At 52.4% G+C, this 15389-nt stretch carries 12 protein-coding genes, 2 tRNA genes and 3 rRNA genes; 8 read left to right on the forward strand and 9 right to left on the reverse strand.

Annotation, left to right across the window (positions count from 1 at the left end):
* Positions 1–17 precede the first annotated feature (17 nt).
* From iscR to hscB, 7 genes are all read left to right on the forward strand, one after another.
* Positions 18–464 carry a Fe-S cluster assembly transcriptional regulator IscR gene (gene iscR / locus LVJ78_RS08600; RefSeq protein ID WP_132954501.1) on the forward strand — a complete coding sequence of 149 codons (447 nt, stop codon included), beginning with the start codon at positions 18–20 and terminating at the stop codon, positions 462–464.
* A gap of 39 nt (positions 465–503) precedes the next feature.
* Complete coding sequence (locus tag LVJ78_RS08605; RefSeq protein WP_132954500.1) at positions 504–1718, forward strand: IscS subfamily cysteine desulfurase; 1215 nt, start codon at positions 504–506, stop codon at positions 1716–1718.
* A gap of 120 nt (positions 1719–1838) precedes the next feature.
* Complete coding sequence (iscU, locus tag LVJ78_RS08610; protein WP_132954499.1) at positions 1839–2222, forward strand: Fe-S cluster assembly scaffold IscU; 384 nt, start codon at positions 1839–1841, stop codon at positions 2220–2222.
* Complete coding sequence (locus LVJ78_RS08615; protein ID WP_132954498.1) at positions 2223–2489, forward strand: DksA/TraR family C4-type zinc finger protein; 267 nt, start codon at positions 2223–2225, stop codon at positions 2487–2489.
* Between the two features lie 10 nt (positions 2490–2499).
* A complete protein-coding gene (locus LVJ78_RS08620) occupies positions 2500–2754 on the forward strand; it encodes a Rossmann-fold NAD(P)-binding domain-containing protein (protein ID WP_132954497.1) in 255 nt (84 codons plus the stop codon).
* A gap of 59 nt (positions 2755–2813) precedes the next feature.
* Positions 2814–3134: an iron-sulfur cluster assembly protein IscA gene (gene iscA, locus LVJ78_RS08625; protein ID WP_132954496.1), complete on the forward strand. Its 321-nt coding sequence runs from the start codon at positions 2814–2816 to the stop codon at positions 3132–3134.
* 54 nt (positions 3135–3188) lie between these two features.
* Entirely contained in the window at positions 3189–3689 is a 501-nt protein-coding gene (hscB, locus tag LVJ78_RS08630) for a Fe-S protein assembly co-chaperone HscB (RefSeq protein WP_132954495.1), read from the forward strand.
* A 241-nt stretch (positions 3690–3930) separates the two neighbouring features.
* Here hscB and LVJ78_RS08635 read toward each other — a convergent pair whose 3' ends face one another.
* From LVJ78_RS08635 to LVJ78_RS08660, 6 genes are all read right to left on the reverse strand, one after another.
* Positions 3931–4218, reverse strand: coding sequence for a ComEA family DNA-binding protein (locus LVJ78_RS08635; protein ID WP_244802566.1), 288 nt, complete (start codon positions 4216–4218; stop codon positions 3931–3933).
* A gap of 541 nt (positions 4219–4759) precedes the next feature.
* Positions 4760–4872: ribosomal RNA gene (gene rrf, locus LVJ78_RS08640) — 5S ribosomal RNA — on the reverse strand.
* Positions 4873–5043: 171 nt separating this feature from the next.
* Positions 5044–7935: ribosomal RNA gene (locus LVJ78_RS08645) — 23S ribosomal RNA — on the reverse strand.
* Positions 7936–8426: 491 nt separating this feature from the next.
* A tRNA-Ala gene (locus LVJ78_RS08650) sits at positions 8427–8502 on the reverse strand.
* Positions 8503–8524: 22 nt separating this feature from the next.
* Positions 8525–8601 (reverse strand) — tRNA-Ile (locus LVJ78_RS08655).
* An 83-nt stretch (positions 8602–8684) separates the two neighbouring features.
* A 16S ribosomal RNA gene (locus LVJ78_RS08660) occupies positions 8685–10225 on the reverse strand.
* The 16S, 23S and 5S rRNA genes sit together here with 2 tRNA genes alongside, the layout of an rRNA operon.
* A gap of 521 nt (positions 10226–10746) precedes the next feature.
* Here LVJ78_RS08660 and hemB point away from each other — a divergent pair.
* A complete protein-coding gene (gene hemB / locus LVJ78_RS08665) occupies positions 10747–11748 on the forward strand; it encodes a porphobilinogen synthase (RefSeq protein ID WP_132954800.1) in 1002 nt (333 codons plus the stop codon).
* Positions 11749–12411: 663 nt separating this feature from the next.
* Here hemB and LVJ78_RS08670 read toward each other — a convergent pair.
* From LVJ78_RS08670 to tilS, 3 genes are read right to left on the reverse strand one after another with little or no spacing between them, the layout of a single operon-like run.
* On the reverse strand, positions 12412–13038 hold the full coding sequence (locus tag LVJ78_RS08670; RefSeq protein WP_132954801.1) for a sigma-E factor negative regulatory protein: 627 nt from the start codon (positions 13036–13038) through the stop codon (positions 12412–12414).
* A gap of 3 nt (positions 13039–13041) precedes the next feature.
* A complete protein-coding gene (gene rpoE, locus LVJ78_RS08675) occupies positions 13042–13641 on the reverse strand; it encodes an RNA polymerase sigma factor RpoE (protein WP_132954802.1) in 600 nt (199 codons plus the stop codon).
* A 60-nt stretch (positions 13642–13701) separates the two neighbouring features.
* Complete coding sequence (gene tilS, locus LVJ78_RS08680; protein ID WP_132954803.1) at positions 13702–15069, reverse strand: tRNA lysidine(34) synthetase TilS; 1368 nt, start codon at positions 15067–15069, stop codon at positions 13702–13704.
* Between the last annotated feature and the right edge of the window lie 320 nt (positions 15070–15389).

The following is a 15389-nucleotide window of genomic DNA, read 5'->3' on the forward strand; positions in this document are numbered from 1 at the left end:
AATAGGCGCACCACTTAATGCGATTAACCACCAAAGGCCGCTTTGCCGTTACCGCCATGATCGATTTGGCCATGCACGCCCAACACGGCACGGTAAAGCTCAGCGCCATCAGCGAGCGGCAGCACATTTCGCTCTCTTATTTGGAGCAGCTTTTCAGCAAGCTGCGCCGCGCCCGGCTGGTCGGCAGCGTGCGCGGCCCCGGCGGCGGCTATATTTTAGCGGTGAGTGCCGACGAAATCAGCATCGCCCAAATCATTGCCGCCGCAGAAGACAAGCTCGATGCCACTCAATGCAGCAGCAAGGCCAACTGCCACAACGGCGCGCCCTGTCTCACCCACGATTTATGGGAAAATCTCAACAAAACCATCAACGATTATTTGGGCAGCGTCACCCTGCAACACATTCTCGACCAACAGCAAAGCGAAGGCGGCGGCAAAATCGTTACCTTCACCCATATCCATTAAAACAAAACCTCAAACAAACCCAACCGGAAAGACACCGCCATGACCATCCACACCCCGATTTACCTCGACTACGCCGCCACCACTCCGGTAGACAAACGCGTGGCCGAAAAAATGATTCCCTATCTCACCGAACAATTCGGCAACCCCGCCTCCAACAGCCACAGCTTCGGCTGGGTGGCCGAAGAAGCGGTGGAAAACGCCCGCAGCGAAATCGCCAAGCTGCTTAATGCCGACAGCAAAGAAATCGTGTTCACCAGCGGCGCCACCGAGTCAAACAATCTCGCCATCAAAGGTGCAGCGCATTTCTACCAAAGCAAGGGCAAGCACCTGATCACGCCCAAAACCGAGCACAAAGCCGTGCTCGACACCATGCGCGAGCTCGAGCGCGAAGGCTTTGAAGTGACCTATCTCGATGTGCAGCCCAACGGCCTGATTGATTTGGAAACCCTCAAAGCCGCCATCCGCCCCGACACCATTTTGGTATCGGTGATGTGGGCAAACAACGAAATCGGCGTGATTCAAGATATCGAAGCCATCGGCGAAATCTGCCGCGACAACAAAATCATTTTCCATGTAGACGCCGCCCAAGCCGCCGGCAAAACCCCGATTGATTTGGAAAAAGTCAAAGTCGATTTGCTCAGCCTTTCTGCCCACAAAGTTTACGGCCCCAAAGGCATCGGCGCTTTATACGTGCGCCGCAAACCGCGTGTACGCCTCGAAGCGCAAATGCACGGCGGCGGCCACGAGCGCGGCTTCCGCTCCGGCACCTTAGCCACCCACCAAATCGTCGGCATGGGCGAAGCCTTCCGCCTCGCCCGCCTCGAACTCGAGCAAGACCGCGCCCATGCATTGAAACTGCGCAACCTTTTCCTCGACGGCATCAAAGACATCGAAGAAGTGTATATCAACGGCGATTTAGAGCAGCGTGTGCCCACCAACCTAAATGTCAGCTTCAATTTCGTAGAAGGCGAAAGCCTGATTATGGCCGTGAAAGAGCTGGCCGTGTCCAGCGGCTCCGCCTGCACCTCAGCCAGCCTTGAGCCAAGCTATGTATTGCGCGCGCTCGGCCGCAACGACGAGCTGGCCCACTCTTCCCTGCGCGTCACCTTCGGCCGCATGACCACCGAAGAAGAAGTGAAATACGCCGCCGAATTGATCAAATCCAAAATCGGCAAGCTGCGCGAATTGTCGCCGCTTTGGGAAATGCATCAAGAAGGCATCGATTTGAGCACCGTAGAATGGGCAGAGCATTAATTCAGGCCGCCTGAAAACTTTGCAAAACCCATTTCCATCACCGTAACACATGCCGTATGAACACTTGAATTCCCTTCAGACGGCCTCAAATAAAACAAACCACCACAAGGAATACACACCATGGCATACAGCGACAAGGTCATCGACCACTACGAAAACCCCCGCAACGTCGGCTCGTTCGACAAAAGCGATGAAAGCATCGGCACCGGCATGGTAGGCGCGCCCGCCTGCGGCGACGTGATGAAGCTGCAAATCAAAGTCAACGAAAGCGGCATTATCGAAGACGCCAAATTCAAAACCTACGGTTGCGGCTCCGCCATCGCCTCTTCCAGCCTGATCACCGAATGGGTGAAAGGCAAAAGCCTAGATGAAGCCATGTCGATTAAAAACAGCGAAATCGCCGAAGAGCTCGAATTGCCGCCGGTGAAAGTGCACTGCTCGATTTTGGCGGAAGATGCCATCAAAGCCGCCGTGAGCGACTATAAAAAGAAAAAAGGCCAATAAATGGCCGGCGGCTGGGCACCCGATGGCGCAGAGCAGCAGCAAATCGACGATTCATTAAACGATGCGCTGCAATATGCCCGCGCCGCTTTGCCGCAAGGCCAAAGCGCGCGCGAATGCGCCGAATGCGGCGAGCCGATACCCGAAGCCCGCCGCCGCGCCCTGCCCGGCGTGCAACTATGCATCAGCTGCCAAGAAGTGCACGACCAACAGGAAAAGTTTCAGACGGCCTACAACCGCCGCGGCAGCAAAGACAGCCAGCTAAAATAAGGAACGCGCCATGCCCTTGAATGCAGAACAACAACAATCACTGCTGGCACAAAAAGGCATCGGTGCCACCGTGTTAACCCGCCTGCAACAAATGGGTTTAGACGATATTGCCAAGCTGGCCGCCGCCGATGTGGATGATATGTTGCAACAAGGCGCCGCCCTCAGCGGCAGCACCTGCTGGCGCAACAGCCCGCAAGCCCGTGCCGCCATGCAAGCCGCCGTTACCTGGGCGCAACAACGCATCAGCCTTTCAGACGACCATTAATTTACCGAATGCCGTCTGAAGCCAAACCAAACAACCCCGTTCCCTGCAAGGATAAGGCCATGATTACACTCACCCCCAACGCCGCCAACCACATTCAAAACTTCCTCAGCCGCCGCGGCAAAGGCGAAGGCATCCGCTTGGGCGTTAAAACCAGCGGCTGCTCCGGCATGGCCTACACGCTCGAATTCGTTGACGAAATCCAGCCCGAAGACATCGTGTTTGAAGGCCACGGCGTGAAAGTATTCGTCGACCCCAAAAGCCACACCTATCTCGACGGCACCCAGCTCGACTACACCAAAGAAGGCCTGCAAGAAGGGTTTAAATTCGAAAACCCCAACGTCAAAGACGAATGCGGCTGCGGTGAAAGCTTTCACGTTTAATCATACCAACAGGCCGTCTGAACTTTCAGACGGCCTACATACCTATTGCCCATCATGAGCCAACACTTCACCCTATTCCAACTCGAGCCCGCATTCGATATCGACACCGCCGCACTCGAACAAACCTACCGCAGCCTCGCGGCCCGTTTCCATCCCGACCGCCATGCCGCCGCTTCCGCCTTTGAGCAAAAGCAAGCCATGATGATGGCCTCAGCCGTTAACGAAGCCTACCGAATCCTTAAAAATCCCATCGACCGCGCCGCCTATCTGCTCGAACAACACAATATCCACGCCGACTCCCCCGAGCACACCTCATTTCCGCCCGAATTCCTGATGCAGCAAATGGAATGGCGCGAAACCCTAGAAGAAGCCCGCGCCCAAAACAACCAAGCCGCCCTACTGGCATTGGAAGCCGACATCCAAGCCGAACAAAACACCTTGCTCAGCGCTCTGCAAACCGCCTTCAAACAAACCGATCATCACAACGCCGCCAACCTCGTGCGCCAAGGCCGCTTTCTTAACAAGCTCAGACAAGAAATTCAAGCAGCACAATAAATTTAGATTCCTCAATAACGAACGGACCTCGGGCGGCTGTGAGTTGAAACACCATGCAGCCCCACCGCGCAAACAACTACGGCCACCCCACCCATAACAAACAGGCCGTCCGAACCCAATCGTTCAGACGGCCTATTCCTTCACATTGTCAAATTTCACATTGTCAAACTACAGCGCCAGATACCGGCAGACTGCAAGCCCCCAGCATACGCATGCCCAAGGCCGCCGGCCAAGCGGCAGCCTACTTCTTCACCGCCGGCTGCGCCTTCTTCGCAGGCGCGCCCGATACCGTTGCCTCATCCTTCAGGCGGTTGTAGATACCGTCGCCAATGCCCTTCACATTCTTCAGCTCTTCCACGCTTTTGAAATTGCCGTGCTGTTTGCGGTATTCCACAATCGCCTCTGCCTTCGCCGGGCCGATGCCCGGCAGCGCTTTGAGTTCGTCCGCACCGGCAGTGTTGATGTTCACCGTCGCCAATGCCCAGCTCATGCTCAGCAGAGCCAATGCGCCTAAGATCAGTTTTTTCATGTTTTTCTCCGTTTGTGTTTGTTGTCGGTCACAATGCCCGCTTTCGCGGGCGTTTTTATGATAGGCGATTGTTTGGTGAGGCGCAAGTCTTTTAGCTCGGTGATTGTTACTTAAATGGCAAATATCTGTATCCAAGGCCGACGGCTGATGGTTACCCAATACCCATTCAAAAAAATAATATACAAACAGGCAGCCTGTAGGTCGGATTCTCGAATCCGACACTTGTTTGCAGAACAAGGCACGCACATCGCTCTGGCCGCTGGCCAAACGTCGGATTCAAGAATCCAACCTACGCGGATGATGCTGCCGAACGGCTCTTATTTTGTAAGGTTATTTTTTTGGATGGGTCTAAACCCATGATGTAAACAGGCCGTCTGAAAGGCTGGCAGCTTTGAAAGCCGGCTTGTTTTTCAGACGGCCTTCAAGTCCGCTGTTGCGTATTGGCGTATTGGCTATTGACCGGCTATTGCCGGCTATTGGCCGCAGGCCGCAGCCGCCAAGAAGAAGCCCCGCTGATATTCAGCGGGGCTTCGGAAGGGGTGCCTGGCAGTGACCTACTTTCACATGGGTATCCACACTATCATCGGCGCTGAGTCGTTTCACGGTCCTGTTCGGGATGGGAAGGCGTGGGACCAACTCGCTATGGCCGCCAGACTAAACTGTACAAATTTCGAAAGCCGTCGCGCTGGATTCTTCTCCGGCGCTTTATCAACATGAAATGCTCTTCGCACTTCCAACAGGGTAATGTTTGTTATCGCATGATTGCAGTATCCTGCAACTCATGACTTCAGTAAGCTTTTCTTCATTCGAAGTCTCTCAAATGATAGAGTCAAGCCTCACGAGCAATTAGTATCGGTTAGCTTCACGCGTTACCGCGCTTCCACACCCGACCTATCAACGTCCTGGTCTCGAACGACTCTTTAGGGTGGTTTAACCACCAGGGAAGTCTCATCTTCAGGCGAGTTTCGCGCTTAGATGCTTTCAGCGCTTATCTCTTCCGAACTTAGCTACCCGGCTATGCCACTGGCGTGACAACCGGTACACCAGAGGTTCGTCCACTCCGGTCCTCTCGTACTAGGAGCAGCCCCCGTCAAACTTCCAACGCCCACTGCAGATAGGGACCAAACTGTCTCACGACGTTTTAAACCCAGCTCACGTACCACTTTAAATGGCGAACAGCCATACCCTTGGGACCGACTACAGCCCCAGGATGTGATGAGCCGACATCGAGGTGCCAAACTCCGCCGTCGATATGAACTCTTGGGCGGAATCAGCCTGTTATCCCCGGAGTACCTTTTATCCGTTGAGCGATGGCCCTTCCATTCAGAACCACCGGATCACTATGTCCTGCTTTCGCACCTGCTCGACTTGTCGGTCTCGCAGTTAAGCTACCTTTTGCCATTGCACTATCAGCCCGATTTCCGACCGGACCTAGGTAACCTTCGAACTCCTCCGTTACTCTTTGGGAGGAGACCGCCCCAGTCAAACTGCCTACCATGCACGGTCCCCGACCCGGATTACGGGTCTGGGTTAGAACCTCAAAGTCACCAGGGTGGTATTTCAAGGACGGCTCCACAGAAACTAGCGTCTCTGCTTCTAAGCCTCCCACCTATCCTACACAAGTGACTTCAAAGTCCAATGCAAAGCTACAGTAAAGGTTCACGGGGTCTTTCCGTCTAGCAGCGGGGAGATTGCATCTTCACAACCATTTCAACTTCGCTGAGTCTCAGGAGGAGACAGTGTGGCCATCGTTACGCCATTCGTGCGGGTCGGAACTTACCCGACAAGGAATTTCGCTACCTTAGGACCGTTATAGTTACGGCCGCCGTTTACTGGGGCTTCGATCCAATGCTCTCACATCTTCAATTAACCTTCCAGCACCGGGCAGGCGTCACACCCTATACGTCCACTTTCGTGTTAGCAGAGTGCTGTGTTTTTAATAAACAGTCGCAGCCACCGATTCTCTGCGACCCTCCGATGCTTACAGAGCTAGTCTTTCACATCAAAGGGCATACCTTCTCCCGAAGTTACGGTATCAATTTGCCGAGTTCCTTCTCCTGAGTTCTCTCAAGCGCCTTAGAATTCTCATCCTACCCACCTGTGTCGGTTTGCGGTACGGTTCTGACTTGGCTGAAGCTTAGTGGCTTTTCCTGGAAGCGTGGTATCTGTCACTTCTTGTCCGTAGACAATCGTTATCGCTTCTCGGTGTTATGAAAGTCCGGATTTGCCTAAACTTTCCACCTACCGGCTTGAACAAGCTATTCCAACAGCTTGCTGACATAACCTTCTCCGTCCCCACATCGCACCAAATCAAAGTACGGGAATATTAACCCGTTTCCCATCGACTACGCATTTCTGCCTCGCCTTAGGGGCCGACTCACCCTACGCCGATGAACGTTGCGTAGGAAACCTTGGGTTTTCGGCGAGCGGGCTTTTCACCCGCTTTATCGCTACTCATGTCAACATTCGCACTTCTGATACCTCCAGCAAACCTCTCGATTCACCTTCTTCGGCCTACAGAACGCTCCCCTACCATACGTGTAAACACGTATCCGCAGCTTCGGTTATAGATTTGAGCCCCGTTACATCTTCCGCGCAGGACGACTCGACCAGTGAGCTATTACGCTTTCTTTAAATGATGGCTGCTTCTAAGCCAACATCCTGGCTGTCTGGGCCTTCCCACTTCGTTTACCACTTAATCTATCATTTGGGACCTTAGCTGGCGGTCTGGGTTGTTTCCCTCTTGACAACGGACGTTAGCACCCGCTGTCTGTCTCCCGAGAAACGACTTGATGGTATTCTTAGTTTGCCATGGGTTGGTAAGTTGCAATAACCCCCTAGCCATAACAGTGCTTTACCCCCATCAGTCTCTTACTCGAGGCACTACCTAAATAGTTTTCGGGGAGAACCAGCTATCTCCGAGTTTGTTTAGCCTTTCACCCCTATCCACAGCTCATCCCCGCATTTTGCAACATGCGTGGGTTCGGACCTCCAGTACCTGTTACGGCACCTTCATCCTGGCCATGGATAGATCACTCGGTTTCGGGTCTACACCCAGCAACTTGTCGCCCTATTAAGACTCGGTTTCCCTACGCCTCCCCTATTCGGTTAAGCTCGCTACTGAATGTAAGTCGTTGACCCATTATACAAAAGGTACGCAGTCACGGAACAAGTCCGCTCCCACTGTTTGTATGCATCAGGTTTCAGGTTCTATTTCACTCCCCTCCCGGGGTTCTTTTCGCCTTTCCCTCACGGTACTGGTTCACTATCGGTCGATGATGAGTATTTAGCCTTGGAGGATGGTCCCCCCATCTTCAAACAGGATTTCACGTGTCCCGCCCTACTTGTCGTATACCTAGTACCACTGATGAGATTTCGAATACGGGGCTGTCACCCACTATGGCCAAGCTTCCCAGCTTGTTCTTCTATCTCGCCAGCTATCATATACAGGCTCTTGCGCGTTCGCTCGCCACTACTTGCGCAATCTCGGTTGATTTCTTTTCCTCCGGGTACTTAGATGGTTCAGTTCTCCGGGTTCGCTTCTCTTGCCCTATGTATTCAGACAAGGATACCGTACAGAATACGGTGGGTTTCCCCATTCGGACATCGCGGGATCATTGCTTTATTGCCAGCTCCCCCACGCTTTTCGCAGGCTTACACGTCCTTCGTCGCCTATCATCGCCAAGGCATCCACCTGATGCACTTATTCACTTGACTCTATCATTTGAACGACCTCTCTGACTTCGCTTATCCTCCCGTTGACTAGGGGAATAAACTAGAGATGTTTACTCTGATAAAGCTTACTGCTTTGTTGTGTGACACACTCTGCCTTTTGTGCTCAGAGTGCGTCCGATACAATCATCACCCAAATTTTTATGGCTTGGCTGTGCTTATGGCGCCCGTCTTTTCAGACGGCCTATCCATAGGCTGAATCGACTCGGGTTGCAACCCTTGCCTTTTACATCCAAACCAACATTGTCTTTGTTTGTTGATTTCGGCTTTCCAATTTGTTAAAGATCGATGCGGCTTCGAAACTCAGCTTTTGCTGCGTCTCTTCGCTTCGCAAATCAAAACGAGCTGGCCATTATAGCAGCCAACCTCTTGAAGTCAACTAAAAATAAGAAGTCGCCTTCTTATCCTTTTGTTTTGCTTCTGCTTGTCTGCCGCCTTCTACGGCAGCTTTCGCTTTCGCTTTGATTTGCAAAGTGTGGTGGAGGCAAACGGGATCGAACCGATGACCCCCTGCTTGCAAAGCAGGTGCTCTACCAACTGAGCTATGCCCCCAGTGTCGGGTCCGGCCTCTGATTGGTGGGTCTGGGAGGACTTGAACCTCCGACCCCACGCTTATCAAGCGTGTGCTCTAACCAGCTGAGCTACAAACCCAAGGCCTTATGTTTACTTCCTTTGCATCTCTAATCTACAGTTTACCGATAAGTGTGAATGCGAATACGCCCCGTCTTCTCTAGAAAGGAGGTGATCCAGCCGCAGGTTCCCCTACGGCTACCTTGTTACGACTTCACCCCAGTCATGAAGCATACCGTGTTAAGCGGGCTCCCGAAGGTTACCCTACCCAATTCTGGTATCCCCCACTCCCATGGTGTGACGGGCGGTGTGTACAAGACCCGGGAACGTATTCACCGCAGTATGCTGACCTGCGATTACTAGCGATTCCGACTTCATGCACTCGAGTTGCAGAGTGCAATCCGGACTACGATCGGTTTTCTGGGATTGGCTCCACCTCGCGGCTTGGCTACCCTCTGTACCGACCATTGTATGACGTGTGAAGCCCTGGTCATAAGGGCCATGAGGACTTGACGTCATCCCCACCTTCCTCCGGTTTGTCACCGGCAGTCCCATTAGAGTGCCCAACTTAATGATGGCAACTAATGGCAAGGGTTGCGCTCGTTGCGGGACTTAACCCAACATCTCACGACACGAGCTGACGACAGCCATGCAGCACCTGTGTTACGGCTCCCGAAGGCACTCTCCTATCTCTAAGAGATTCCGTACATGTCAAGACCAGGTAAGGTTCTTCGCGTTGCATCGAATTAATCCACATCATCCACCGCTTGTGCGGGTCCCCGTCAATTCCTTTGAGTTTTAATCTTGCGACCGTACTCCCCAGGCGGTCAATTTCACGCGTTAGCTACGCTACTAAGGCATCATGTACCCCAACAGCTAATTGACATCGTTTAGGGCGTGGACTACCAGGGTATCTAATCCTGTTTGCTACCCACGCTTTCGAGCATGAACGTCAGTGTTATCCCAGGGGGCTGCCTTCGCCATCGGTATTCCTCCACATCTCTACGCATTTCACTGCTACACGTGGAATTCTACCCCCCTCTGACACACTCTAGTTACCCAGTTCAAAACGCAGTTCCCAAGTTGAGCCCGGGGCTTTCACATCTTGCTTAAATAACCGTCTGCGCTCGCTTTACGCCCAGTAATTCCGATTAACGCTCGCACCCTACGTATTACCGCGGCTGCTGGCACGTAGTTAGCCGGTGCTTATTCTTCAGGTACCGTCATGACCTGAGGGTGTTATCCCCAGGCTTTTCTTCCCTGACAAAAGTACTTTACAACCCGAAGGCCTTCTTCATACACGCGGCATGGCTGGATCAGGCTTGCGCCCATTGTCCAAAATTCCCCACTGCTGCCTCCCGTAGGAGTCTGGGCCGTGTCTCAGTCCCAGTGTGGCGGATCATCCTCTCAGACCCGCTACTGATCGTCGCCTTGGTGGGCTCTTACCCCACCAACTAGCTAATCAGACATCGGCCGCTCAAATAGCGCAAGGCCCTAAGGTCCCCTGCTTTCCTCCTCAGAGAATATGCGGTATTAGCCATCCTTTCGGACAGTTATCCCCCACTACTCGGTACGTTCCGATGCATTACTCACCCGTTCGCCACTCGCCATCAAAAGAGCAAGCTCTTCTATGCTGCCGTCCGACTTGCATGTGTAAAGCATGCCGCCAGCGTTCAATCTGAGCCAGGATCAAACTCTTATGTTCAATCTCTAACTTTTTTAACTTCTGGTCTGCTTCAAAGAAATAAACGAAGATATGTTATACATAATCTTGTCTATCTTTTTTCAACAGTGTGAGGCGTCTCCGCACTCACACTTATCGGTAATCTGTTTGTTAAAGAGCAGGGATGGCAGTATACAGCAACAAAATCCTTTGTCAACCTCAATTCATACAAATCGTTTCAAAAACGCTTTAAATTAAGACCAACTGTGCTATAATTATCTGTTCATCACATCGCCGCCGAAGCAGCGAAGAACCGAACTATACCCAAACCACCAAAACCCGTCAACATCTATCTGCAAAAATATTTACAATAAAATATCACCCGATTGTTTTAGCTGGGTATTTTTTATCAACTCTCCCCTCCATTTCCTGCCAGTCAAAACAATGCAGAGAACAATATCGTACTAAGGCCGTCTGAAAAGGGGTTCAGACGGCCTTTTTGTATTCGCTTTGCGTTCGGCTTATAATTGCTTTTTCTGCGACTGTTAACCAAAGGCCGAATAATGAATTTCCCGCCCCGCTTTGTTTATGCCACCCGTATGCGCCGTATGCGCAAAGATGATTTTTCACGCCGGCTGATGCGCGAGCACACGCTGACGGCGGATGATTTGATTTATCCGGTGTTTGTGCTGGAGGGGCAGAATCAGGAAGAAAACGTGCCCTCTATGCCCGGGGTGAAGCGCCAAAGCCTGGATAAGTTATTGTTTACTGCGGAAGAAGCGGTGAAACTGGGCATTCCGATGCTGGCTTTATTTCCGGTGATCACCCGCAACAAAACCGAAACCGCCGAAGAGGCTTACAACCCCGAAGGCTTGGTGCCGACAGCCATCCGCCGGCTGCGCGAAAACTTTCCCGAGCTCGGCATTATGACAGATGTGGCGCTGGACCCTTACACCACGCACGGGCAAGATGGTTTGATTGACTCAAACGGCTATGTGCTGAACGATGAAACTGTTGACGTGCTGATTCAACAAGCATTAACGCATGCGGATGCGGGCGCGCAAGTGGTGGCACCTTCAGACATGATGGACGGGCGCATCGGTGCCATTCGCGAAGCGCTGGAAGAAGACGGCCACATCCACACCCGCATCATGGCATATTCGGCCAAATATGCCTCGGCTTTTTACGGCCCGTTTCGCGATGCCGTCGGCAGCTCGGCCAATTTGGGCAAGGCCGACAAATACACTTATCAGATGGATCCTGCCAACAGCGACGAAGCTTTGCAGGAAGTGGCGCTGGACTTACAAGAAGGCGCAGACATGGTGATGGTGAAGCCCGGACTGCCTTATTTGGATGTAATCCGCCGCGTGAAAGATGAATTCGGTGTGCCCACTTATGCTTATCAGGTTTCCGGCGAATACGCGATGCTGCAAGCGGCCATTCAAAACGGCTGGCTCGATGGCAGCAAAGTGATACTCGAGAGCCTGCTCGCCTTCAAACGCGCCGGTGCCGATGGCATTTTGACTTATTATGCACTGGAAGCGGCCAAACAATTACGCAAATAGTTTCAGACGGCCACAAAAGTTTCAGACGGCCACAAATGTTTCAGACGGCTATAAATGTTTCAGACGGCTATAAATGTTTCAGACGGCTATAAATGTTTCAGACGGCTATAAATGTTTCAGACGGCTATAAATGTTTCAGACGGCTATAAATGTTTCAGACGGCTATAAATGTTTCAGACGGCTATAAATGTTTCAGACGGCCATAAATGTTTCAGACGGCCATAAATGTTTCAGACGGCCATAAATGTTTCAGACGGCCATAAATGTTTCAGACGGCCATAAATGTTTCAGACGGCCATAAATGTTTCAGACGGCCATAAATGTTTCAGACGGCCATAAATGTTTCAGACGGCCATAAATGTTTCAGACGGCCATAAATGTTTCAGACGGCCATAAATGTTTCAGACGGCCATAAATGTTTCAGACGGCCATAAATGTTTCAGACGGCCATAAATGTTTCAGACGGCCATAAATGTTTCAGACGGCCATAAATGTTTCAGACGGCCATAAATGTTTCAGACGGCCATAAATGTTTCAGACGGCCATAAATGTTTCAGACGGCCATAAATGTTTCAGACGGCCATAAATGTTTCAGACGGCCATAAAAAATTTCCGCCCCTTGGGCGGAAATTTTTTATGGCGCAAAGCTCAACAACGCAATATTTATTGCACCACTTGCGCAGCGCTGGCTGCACCGGGTTGTGCGGCAGCGGCAGCGGCAGGTTTTTCAACTTGAATTGCCGGCTTCATCTGCGCTTCCGGCTGATTGGCTGCGGCCGCATTGGGCATCACCACGCCTTTATCGGCCGACACAGCGGGCGGTGCGGCATGGCCTTGGGCATTGCCGCCCACCGGCATCACGGCACTATCGGCTTTGGCCGGTTGCTGCACTTGCTCGACCGCCACCACCGCATCGGCATTGCCGCCTTGCGGCAACAGCTGCCAAGCGGCCACCGCCACCGCCAGCACGCTGGCGGCTACGGCAAAGCCGCGGAATGCGCGGTTTGAGGCATGCTCGGCGCGCATAGGTTTGGCTGTGCGGCGACTTTTATTTTCCGCAGCCACATCCGCCAAAGAGGCGGTGAAAGCTTCTTTGGAAACCGGCTTGATGTCTTTGCCCACCACCGGTTTGGCGTGTTGCAAATAATCGCGGATTAAATGATATTCGTACCATTTTTGTTGAGCATCTGCATCTTCCAGCAAGCGGGCGAGCGCCTCTTCAGAGAGGTCGTCATCCATCGCCGCAGACACATACTCAAAATCTTGGTCTTGATTTTTATCTGTTGACATTCCTTACCACCTTTGGTCTTCGGATGTGTCCAGCAAGGGACGCAAATCTTTTGCAATCACTTCGCGCGCCCTGAAAATGCGGGAGCGCACCGTGCCGATCGGACAATCCATAATCTGAGCAATTTCTTCGTAAGACAAGCCTTCCATTTCACGCAAGGTAATTGCTTTGCGCAAATCTTCGGGCAGTTTGGCCACGGCAGCCTCCACCGTTTGCAAAATCTCCCGATTGAGCATTTCTGCTTCGGGGGTGTGATTATCGGCAAGCTGGTCGGCCAGATCCAGAATATCCCCTTCTTCGTTGGCAACATCTGCGCTCATAAAAGGACGCTTGCCCGAAGTGGCCAAGAAATTTTTGGCCGTGTTGATACCGATGCGGTAAAGCCAAGTGTAAAACGCGCTTTCGCCGCGAAAATTCGGCAAGGCGCGATAGGCTTTGATCAGCGCTTCCTGCGCCACATCGTTCACTTCATGTTCGTCTTTGATAAAACGGGACAACAGACGTGTCAGGCGCCGCTGGTATTTCGAAACCAGCAATTCAAACGCTTTGTGTTCACCTTTTTGTGCACGTTCTACCAGCGCCTGATCGATTTCACGATCGTTCATGTATAACCTTTAATAACCCTGAGCAGGCAGCATGCATTTTATCAATATGACGCCGCTGCTTTATTTTGGTTCCAGTATAAAGCGATTAATTTTTTCACAAACCGGCAGCTTCCCGCCGGCGACGCCATAATGAACATTTACCCACACATTGGCAATAGCCACGCAGCGGTTTTCACCATCGGTTACAATCGGCCAATAAGGCCGCACAAACGGCAACACGCCGCATTCTTGTAAAATTTTGCGAACACTTTTCCGACCAACGGTCAAATTAATCACCTCATCGGTAGTAGCCGGGCGCACTGTGCCAAATTGTGCCAACACTTCTTCACTCAACCCAAACGAATGCGTGCTCAAGGTAAAGCCGTTATTCGTTAAGATATTGTTCAGACGGCCTGACAAAGGGCGCCCGGGCTTGAGCCAGGCGCAATCTTGCTGCCAATCATCTTGAAAGGCAAACAGCCGATTGCGGTAAGCCAGCGCGCGCCCGTGCGGCAAACGCCACTCTGCAGAGGCCGTCTGAATCTTTTCCAACACCTGCTCAAAATCCGCCACCGCAGCATATCGGGGCGTGCCCAGCGAATGCAGCCGGGCAAACCGCAACAATTGTTGGCGGCGGCGCAATGTGCTCAATTGCCGCCAACTTGCCAAATCGAAATCACCGCCCTGATGAATTTCAGCCCAATCCGCCGCTACAACTTCATTTAGCAAAGCCTGCTCTTCTTGCAGCAGCGCCACGCTGCTGATCAGATGCCGGTCGAGCTGCGGCAGCCGCTGCCGCCATGCAGGCAAGGCTTGCTGCCGCAGCCAGTTGCGTAGCAATGCCGTGTCGGCATTGCTTGAGTCTTCAACATAAGCCAGCGCATTTGCCTGGGCATAATCCGCCAATTGCGCCCGCGTATGCGCCAGCAGCGGCCGCCAGATTTGCGTGTGCGCATCGAGCGGCCGCCACATCGGCATGGCCGATAGCGCACGCAAACCGCCGCCGCGCAAAGCAGCCAGCATAAAAGTTTCCACTTGGTCGTCTTGATGATGCGCCAGCGCCAACACATTTGCGCCGCCACGGGCAAACGCCGCATAGCGCTCGCGCCGCGCTGCCGCTTCCATCCCCAAGCCAGCGGCTTCTATATGAACGTGTTCAAGCCGCAGTGGCACATCCAGCGAGCGGCATAAATTCACACAAAATGCCGCCCATTCATCCGCCGCCGCATTCAAACCATGATGCACATGCACCGCCCGCAACAAAAAGCCGAAGCGCGGCCGCAAACCTGCCAACACATGCAGCAACACCACCGAATCGAGGCCGCCGCTCAGCCCGACCTCGATGACGCAACCGGCACCGATTTGTGGCGGCCACACATCAGCCAAATGGCCGGCCAAGTTATGTACAGAGCCTGGCGCTTGGGATGGAATCGGTTGGGAAACAGTCATTTTTTCAGACGGCCTTGAGTTGTTTGATAGGGAAGATAAGCAGAATTTTGCTTGGGCAGGTTTGCGCAACGCATATTCTATAATATAGAAAGCCAAAAGATAAAAGTCCGGCTTGCCTTGCTTGCAAAACCCATAGTCCGGCTGCTTGATTTAGGTTCAATAAATTGATTTTCAATCATATATTGCAATATAACAGCTTCGTGCTTTGCAGAGCGATGAAACTTTTTGCCACATCCGAAGCTGCACATTTCACCGCCGCCTATCATACCAATTCAAAAAAGTAAGCTAACAAGGCGGCGAGCCGCAGACAGTACAGATAG

Origin of the sequence: Uruburuella suis (assembly GCF_022870845.1) — a bacterium.
GTDB lineage: Bacteria > Pseudomonadota > Gammaproteobacteria > Burkholderiales > Neisseriaceae > Neisseria > Neisseria suis.

What these genes read in the sequence shown, in the direction of transcription:
- iscR (WP_132954501.1), top strand. Translation starts at nt 18, where the DNA reads ATGCGATTAACCACCAAAGGCCGCTTTGCCGTTACCGCCATGATCGAT.
- LVJ78_RS08605 (WP_132954500.1), top strand. Translation starts at nt 504, where the DNA reads ATGACCATCCACACCCCGATTTACCTCGACTACGCCGCCACCACTCCG.
- iscU (WP_132954499.1), top strand. Translation starts at nt 1,839, where the DNA reads ATGGCATACAGCGACAAGGTCATCGACCACTACGAAAACCCCCGCAAC.
- LVJ78_RS08615 (WP_132954498.1), top strand. Translation starts at nt 2,223, where the DNA reads ATGGCCGGCGGCTGGGCACCCGATGGCGCAGAGCAGCAGCAAATCGAC.
- LVJ78_RS08620 (WP_132954497.1), top strand. Translation starts at nt 2,500, where the DNA reads ATGCCCTTGAATGCAGAACAACAACAATCACTGCTGGCACAAAAAGGC.
- iscA (WP_132954496.1), top strand. Translation starts at nt 2,814, where the DNA reads ATGATTACACTCACCCCCAACGCCGCCAACCACATTCAAAACTTCCTC.
- hscB (WP_132954495.1), top strand. Translation starts at nt 3,189, where the DNA reads ATGAGCCAACACTTCACCCTATTCCAACTCGAGCCCGCATTCGATATC.
- LVJ78_RS08635 (WP_244802566.1), bottom strand. Translation starts at nt 4,218, where the DNA reads ATGAAAAAACTGATCTTAGGCGCATTGGCTCTGCTGAGCATGAGCTGG.
- hemB (WP_132954800.1), top strand. Translation starts at nt 10,747, where the DNA reads ATGAATTTCCCGCCCCGCTTTGTTTATGCCACCCGTATGCGCCGTATG.
- LVJ78_RS08670 (WP_132954801.1), bottom strand. Translation starts at nt 13,038, where the DNA reads ATGTCAACAGATAAAAATCAAGACCAAGATTTTGAGTATGTGTCTGCG.
- rpoE (WP_132954802.1), bottom strand. Translation starts at nt 13,641, where the DNA reads ATGAACGATCGTGAAATCGATCAGGCGCTGGTAGAACGTGCACAAAAA.
- tilS (WP_132954803.1), bottom strand. Translation starts at nt 15,069, where the DNA reads ATGACTGTTTCCCAACCGATTCCATCCCAAGCGCCAGGCTCTGTACAT.